8 protein-coding genes and 1 pseudogene are annotated in these 6562 nt (G+C 36.6%); 8 read left to right on the top strand and 1 reads right to left on the bottom strand.

Features of this window, described 5'->3' with window-relative positions; translation table 11 throughout:
- A pseudogene (locus ACH2BV_RS15475) lies at positions 1-237 on the bottom strand (hypothetical protein); the annotation flags it as partial.
- 871 nt (positions 238-1108) lie between these two features.
- Here ACH2BV_RS15475 and udk point away from each other — a divergent pair.
- The 8 genes from udk to ACH2BV_RS15435 all read left to right on the top strand — a co-directional run.
- A complete protein-coding gene (udk, locus tag ACH2BV_RS15470) occupies positions 1109-1717 on the top strand; it encodes a uridine kinase (RefSeq protein ID WP_395051686.1) in 609 nt (202 codons plus the stop codon).
- A gap of 150 nt (positions 1718-1867) precedes the next feature.
- Complete coding sequence (locus ACH2BV_RS15465; protein ID WP_395051685.1) at positions 1868-2200, top strand: septum formation initiator family protein; 333 nt, start codon at positions 1868-1870, stop codon at positions 2198-2200.
- 118 nt (positions 2201-2318) lie between these two features.
- On the top strand, positions 2319-3683 hold the full coding sequence (locus tag ACH2BV_RS15460; RefSeq protein WP_395051684.1) for a methylmalonyl-CoA mutase subunit beta: 1365 nt from the start codon (positions 2319-2321) through the stop codon (positions 3681-3683).
- Positions 3684-3697: 14 nt separating this feature from the next.
- Complete coding sequence (locus ACH2BV_RS15455) at positions 3698-4183, top strand: hypothetical protein (protein WP_395051683.1); 486 nt, start codon at positions 3698-3700, stop codon at positions 4181-4183.
- A gap of 24 nt (positions 4184-4207) precedes the next feature.
- Positions 4208-4621 carry a hypothetical protein gene (locus tag ACH2BV_RS15450; RefSeq protein ID WP_395051682.1) on the top strand — a complete coding sequence of 138 codons (414 nt, stop codon included), beginning with the start codon at positions 4208-4210 and terminating at the stop codon, positions 4619-4621.
- Between the two features lie 301 nt (positions 4622-4922).
- The gene (locus ACH2BV_RS15445) at positions 4923-5156 is read left to right on the top strand and encodes a hypothetical protein (protein WP_395051681.1); all 234 of its coding nucleotides are present in this window, start codon (positions 4923-4925) and stop codon (positions 5154-5156) included.
- Entirely contained in the window at positions 5146-5448 is a 303-nt protein-coding gene (locus ACH2BV_RS15440) for a type II toxin-antitoxin system RelE/ParE family toxin (RefSeq protein WP_395051680.1), read from the top strand. Before ACH2BV_RS15445 ends, ACH2BV_RS15440 begins: the two co-directional genes overlap by 11 nt.
- Before the next feature lie 35 nt (positions 5449-5483).
- On the top strand, positions 5484-6562 hold a 1079-nt coding region (locus ACH2BV_RS15435), incomplete at its 3' end, for a methylmalonyl-CoA mutase family protein (protein WP_395051679.1).

The raw sequence follows: 6562 nt of genomic DNA, 5'->3' as shown, positions 1-6562 counted from the left end.
GCCATCGGCAGTATTGATGAGCAAAGCTCTCAAGGAAGTTCTCAAAATCTTCCCGGCCTTACCTGCTCTACCAAACTCGGAACCGTTCTCACGTGTTCTCTGGAACGCAGGATCATTCTTGATTCTGCTGGCGTCAATTCCCCCTTTTTCACGAGCCAAATGCCCGTCCTGTGTTTTGTAAAAAGTAATATCTCCGATAGTACCTTTCAACTTAATTATGCCTTTTTGCCTTGCCATAATTTCTAAAATTTTAAATTAATAAATGTTTCAAATTCCCTCAACCATCATCCTGTTGCAACATCTCTTGATTGATTTCGAAAACAAATTTTAAACAATCATCATTAAGAAAAAAATTAGGTGTTCCACATAAAGACATCTACATCACTTTGTTCCGAAAAAGAACAAATAGACAAGCTGCTTTTTCACTAAATTTGTCAAAATCAACTAGATATTTCAAGTATGGCAAAGCCTAGTCAAAGGTATAGATAGTGTATGAAATCAATAATTTAAGAGTATGATAGCTAACAAAAGAATGTGTATTCATCCAAAGGACGTACAGAGGATTACTGGCTACACCGAAAGGTTTGGAAGAAAGCTGTTAACCAAGATTAAAAAGTCCTTGAATAAAGAACCTCATCATTACATCAGCGTTGATGAATTTTGTGCTTATACAGGGCTTGGCAAGGATGAGGTGCTGCTTTACTTGATTGATTAAAAAAGTCTAATTCTAAAGACTTCAAATCAATTCAAATTTCAGCAAATCCACTAATTAATTTTGCATTCATTTGTATTCATTTAGCTTCAAACACAATATTTTTTTGTATCTTTGAATACGTTCTTGAAGTTAATCAATCAACCACAAATAGTTCCAAATAAAATGAGAACTAAACGGTGACCTATAATGAAGTACATTCTGTAAAGCCAGTATTTACAGCACAAGATATGGGTGGGGTGTAATCCTGCCACCCCGACAAATGAATCCTTTTTGCTTTGCAAAAGGGATTTTTTTATTTTAAACATAACCCTGCTCTGTAATCAAAAATAAATCCTAAATCTAAAAAGATAAATCCCTATTTTTGTTCCATCAATAACACAATAAAACTATTTTATGCTGATTATAGGAATTGCAGGCGGAACAGGAAGCGGAAAAACTACCGTAGTGCATCAGATTATGAATGAATTGCCACATACCGAAGTGGGAATTATTGCTCAGGATTCCTATTACAAAGCATCCACAAACGAAAGTTACGAAGAACGTTCAAAAACCAACTTTGATCATCCCAGAGCAATAGATTTCGATTTATTGGTCACACACCTCAAGGAACTCAAAGAAGGAAAAACGATCAACCAACCGGTTTATTCTTTTGCTACGCACAACAGAACCGACGATACCATAGTAACACATCCGCGAAAAGTAATGATAGTCGAAGGAATTCTGATTCTTTCTAATCCCGAACTTCGCGATTTATTCGACATCAAAATATTTGTTCACGCCGATTCTGACGAACGATTAATTCGCAGATTAAAACGGGATATAGCAGAACGCGGCCGCGATATGGAGGAAGTATTAACACGCTACCAAACCACTTTAAAACCCATGCACCAGCAATTCATCGAGTCCACAAAAGCATTTGCCGATATCATCATCCCAAACGACAAATACAATACCGTCGCCATCGATGTGGTTCGTGCCGTAATAAATCAAAGAATTCTATAAATTTATTGTAACTTTATACTATTAATTATTTGAAGCTATTTCCTGCTGTCATTCCAATCCACACTAAAAAGTGTGGGATTTTCCCTTCCATCAGGGCTAGGGTATTGGTTTTCAATTCGAAATTTTGCTTAAACAACAATAACTGATTAAATGAATAATTCCTATAAAGACAAACCTTGGTTCAAATTTTTAAGCAACAAATACGTATGGGTATTGTTGTTCTTTTCGACCTGGATGATATTTCTGGATAACTATTCCTATTTCGATCATCGATTCTTAGACAAACAAATCGACGAACTCGAAGATAACGCAGCTTACTACCAACAGGAAATCAGAAAAGACAAGGAAAACATCCGACAGCTCAAAAATCCGGAGCAAACCGAAAAATATGCCCGAGAAAAATACTATATGAAAAAAGATAGTGAAGACATTTATATTATCCAATTCGAAGGAGATACCATCGAAAAAGACATTAAAAAATAGATACAAAGTTGCGTAATATCGCACGTCTCTTCGAGTAATCCCGCTTTTGGGCGGGATTGTATCGAGAAGCTTGCAGCAGTAATTTATAAGGAAACAATAGTAAAACTGAAACCGATAAATGAAAAATCTATTCCAAGATTTCAATCCCATTTCCTCCAAACAATGGAAACAAAAAATCCAGTTTGAACTCAATGGTGCCGACTATAACGAAACCCTAATCTGGAACTCTCCCGAAGACATCCAGGTAAAACCCTTTTATCATAAAGACGAATTTCAGGGAGCTTCAGACCTCAATACAAAAGCATCTGAGTTCAAGATTTGCCAAAATATCTTCGTTCACGACCTCAAAAAGTCAAACCTTCGAGCCATTGACAGCATCAATCGTGGAGCAGAAAGCATTCGTTTCACCATTGAATACGAGAATACTGATGTGGCTAAACTATTGGAAAATATTCCTTTAGAAAAAGTTACGATCTATTTTAACTTGACCTTTATTTCAATCGATTTCGTAAAAAAATTAGACGCCATTGCCAAACAACAAAACGCAACAATTTTCTGCACTCTGGATCCCATTGGGCAATTAGCCAAAGATGGAAACTGGTTTACCACAAAAGAGAAAAACAATTTCGAAACCTTAAATTTAATTTCAGCAGCAACTACCCATATTTCTTTCATCAGTATTGATGGAGGTTTATATCAGAATGCCGGTGCCAACATGGTACAGCAAATTGCCTATATTCTGGCGCATGCCAACGAATATTTCAACCGAATAACAAAAATAAACCAACCCATCGTTTTCGAAATATCGGTGGGAACCAATTACTTTTTCGAAATCGCAAAACTACGGGCCTTGCGATTACTTTTTAATGTGATTGCAAAAGAATACAACCACAATCTCGATTGTCATTTACTGGTTTCGCCCACAAAACGCAACAAAACATTATACGATTACAACGTCAATATGCTGCGCACCACAACCGAATGTATGAGTGCCATCTTAGGTGGAGCTGATGCGATTGCGAACTTGCCTTACGATGCTTTATACCATAAAGACAATGAGTTTGGTGACAGAATTGCCCGAAACCAACTCCTAATTCTCAAACACGAAAGCTATTTCGACAAAGTCAATAACCCAACGGACGGAAGCTATTATATCGAAAACCTGACCCATCAATTGGCCGAAAAGGCATTGACCTTATTCAAGGATATCGAAGCCAACGGCGGTTTCCTCAAACAACTCAACGATGGAATCATCAAAAGAAAAATTCAGGAAAGTGCAGACAAAGAGCAGGAATTATTTGATGCCGGCAAAGAAATCCTGCTGGGAACCAACAAATATCCCAACAAAAAAGACCGGATGAAGGACAATTTAGAATTGTTCCCCTTCGTAAAAATAAAACCAAGAAAAACCTTGATTACACCCCTAATCGAAAAACGACTAGCCGAAAAATTGGAACAGGAAAGACTCAAAGAAGAAAATTAATTGAAAACTAAAAAATGAAAAGTATAATATACATATTGGTGTTTTTAATTTCATACGCTGTTTTCTCACAACACAGAACCATTGAAATTACAAACATCAAGACAGGAAAAGTGAAAGTTTTCGTAGAAAACCAACGCATCAAAATACGAACATTAGATGGAAAAAAACACATTGGAAACCTTAAAATTTCTGACACGCTGAGCTTTACAGTCAATAATCAATTGGTGAAAATCGATAGCGTACAAAGCATTAAATACCAGCCCAAGACATTGGCTACAATCAAAACCGTGGTGCTGATTGCGGGACTGACAATCGTCGGAGCCTCTTTAGTGGCAGCCTATGGTGGTAATGACTCGGCCTTTTTACTGTTTACAGTTGGTTCAGGCGTAGCCATAAGTGCAGGACTTCTCGAAGGCATCAATGCTAATAATTCCGCAATTAAATGGACTTTTAAAATTGTTGACCCGAGCCTGAAAGGCGAACAGGCGAAGCAAAAATGATTAAAATGATTAAATACTTGCGTTATGAAAATGATTGTAATGCTATTTATTGTATTTCCAATTTCAGTTTTCGCACAATTTTGCGAAGGAACCGTCACTTTTAATGATGACACCACAAAAAAAGGCTATATAAATGTTCCTGACCAGCCAAACAATTTTAATCTAAGATTTAAATCAGAAGAAAACAGTGAAATAGAAAAATTTGATATCAATACCGTTAAGGGCTTCGAAATCCTCAACGACCAAAAAGAAAGAATACAATATGCAACCATTTATATAGCCTATAACAATCCCTTTAATCCACAGAAAATTAATATTAACAAAAGGAAAAACTGGACCAGAATCGTAAAAGAAGGAAAAATAAAGGTATATGCATTGGATAAATTAAATTATAATATAGCACTAAGTACGACCACTTATTATTGCATAAAAAAATAAAATCAGGATTTTGCGCTTTATTTTGGTGATTATATTTACGGTTCGCAAGGAAATTGGCATTTCAATTTAAATAATTTTACACAGTTTAAAGATATCATACGACACTATTTCGAAAAAGAGTGTCCACAACTTGCCGATTTAATAGATAAGGAAGATTTCAAAAAAAACGGAATGGCTAGAATAGTCGAACTTTACGATCAAAATTGCGAATAACAAAGGAATTAATAATGTGGAGCCTACAAAAAACAGCAGTAAGAATTTCTAAATAAAACGATTATATTTACATATCAAAATAAAAATTATGGAAGCAATAAGACAAACTGTTAAAGTAAAAAATCATAAAATAAAAATTACGCTGCCAGATAGTTTTAATGCTGACGAAGTTGATGTAATTATTATGCCATCTTCAGCAAAATATGAAATACCACAATGGCAAATAGATGAAGTTAGGGAACGAACAATTGAGTATTTTAAAAATCCGAAAATTGCTTTAGACTTTGATGAAGCTATGAAGGAAATTGAAGATGGATTATAAACTTACCCTTCTTCCCTTAGCTAAAAAAGATCTTGAGGAAATAGCTACTTGGTATGAAAATATTAAACATAATTTAGGAAAACGTTTCTTAAATTCAATAAAAGAAGAAATAAAAAATAGAAGAACAAAACCTCTTTTATATCAAATAAGATATGACAAAACAAGAGTCGCTTTGATAGAAACATTCCCTTACTTAATACATTTTGAAGTTAATAAAAAGGAAATAGTGATAAAAGCCATAATTCATACTTCAAGAAATACAAAAGTTTGGAAGAATCGAAAAAATTATTAAAACCGTATTCCGTTATCTTTCTACATAAAACCCAAATGAGAAAAAATCTCCAACACATTAAATTAACAAACGGTCTAGAGTCTGTTGCTTTCAATCTGCAACCTGCAAACTGCAAACTGCAACCTGACAAATTCCTCACCGCCGAAGGCATTGAACTAAAACCAACCTACTCCGAGCAAGACATCGAAAATCTCGAACATCTTGATTTTGGAGCTGGCTTTGCACCCAATTTACGCGGACCTTATGCCACAATGTACGTCCGTCGCCCTTGGACGATTCGGCAATATGCTGGATTTTCAACCGCCGAAGAAAGCAATGCTTTTTACCGAAGAAACCTTGCTGCAGGACAAAAAGGACTTTCCATAGCCTTCGATTTACCCACACATCGCGGGTATGATTCCGACCACGAACGCGTGGTAGGCGATGTCGGAAAAGCAGGCGTTGCCATTGATTCTGTCGAAGATATGAAAGTATTGTTCGACCAGATTCCCTTGGGCGAAATGTCGGTTTCTATGACCATGAATGGTGCTGTTTTGCCTATTATGGCGTTCTATATTGTCGCTGCCGAAGAACAGGGTGTAAAACCCGAACAACTCTCAGGTACGATACAAAATGACATTCTGAAAGAATTTATGGTGCGAAATACTTATATCTATCCGCCATCACCTTCGATGAAAATCATTGCCGACATATTTGAATTCACCAGCAAGAAAATGCCAAAATTCAACTCGATTTCCATTTCAGGTTATCATATGCAGGAAGCCGGAGCCACAGCCGATATTGAATTGGCATACACCCTGGCCGATGGATTGGAATACATTCGAACCGGACTGGCAACCGAGATGAAAATCGACGACTTCGCTCCTCGCCTTTCGTTTTTCTGGGCGATCGGAATGAACCATTTTATGGAAATTGCAAAAATGCGTGCCGGACGAATGATCTGGGCAAAACTAGTCAAACAATTCAACCCAAAAGACGATAAATCCTTGGCATTACGAACCCATTGCCAAACATCGGGTTGGAGTCTGACGATGCAGGATCCTTTCAACAATGTGGCGCGAACTACCATCGAAGGTTTGGCAGCTGCTTTGGGAGGAACACAATCCTTGCACAC

Source organism: Flavobacterium sp., from assembly GCF_043780635.1.
Lineage (GTDB): Bacteria > Bacteroidota > Bacteroidia > Flavobacteriales > Flavobacteriaceae > Flavobacterium.
The sequence above is the reverse complement of the archived record's forward strand: the minus strand, read 5'-3'. Positions and strand labels throughout refer to the sequence as shown.

Bases quoted from the DNA above. Each gene is read 5' to 3' on its own strand.
- ACH2BV_RS15455 (WP_395051683.1), top strand. From the start codon at position 3,698: ATGAAAAGTATAATATACATATTGGTGTTTTTAATTTCATACGCTGTT.
- ACH2BV_RS15465 (WP_395051685.1), top strand. From the start codon at position 1,868: ATGAATAATTCCTATAAAGACAAACCTTGGTTCAAATTTTTAAGCAAC.
- ACH2BV_RS15440 (WP_395051680.1), top strand. From the start codon at position 5,146: ATGGATTATAAACTTACCCTTCTTCCCTTAGCTAAAAAAGATCTTGAG.
- ACH2BV_RS15445 (WP_395051681.1), top strand. From the start codon at position 4,923: ATGGAAGCAATAAGACAAACTGTTAAAGTAAAAAATCATAAAATAAAA.
- ACH2BV_RS15450 (WP_395051682.1), top strand. From the start codon at position 4,208: ATGAAAATGATTGTAATGCTATTTATTGTATTTCCAATTTCAGTTTTC.
- udk (WP_395051686.1), top strand. From the start codon at position 1,109: ATGCTGATTATAGGAATTGCAGGCGGAACAGGAAGCGGAAAAACTACC.
- ACH2BV_RS15460 (WP_395051684.1), top strand. From the start codon at position 2,319: ATGAAAAATCTATTCCAAGATTTCAATCCCATTTCCTCCAAACAATGG.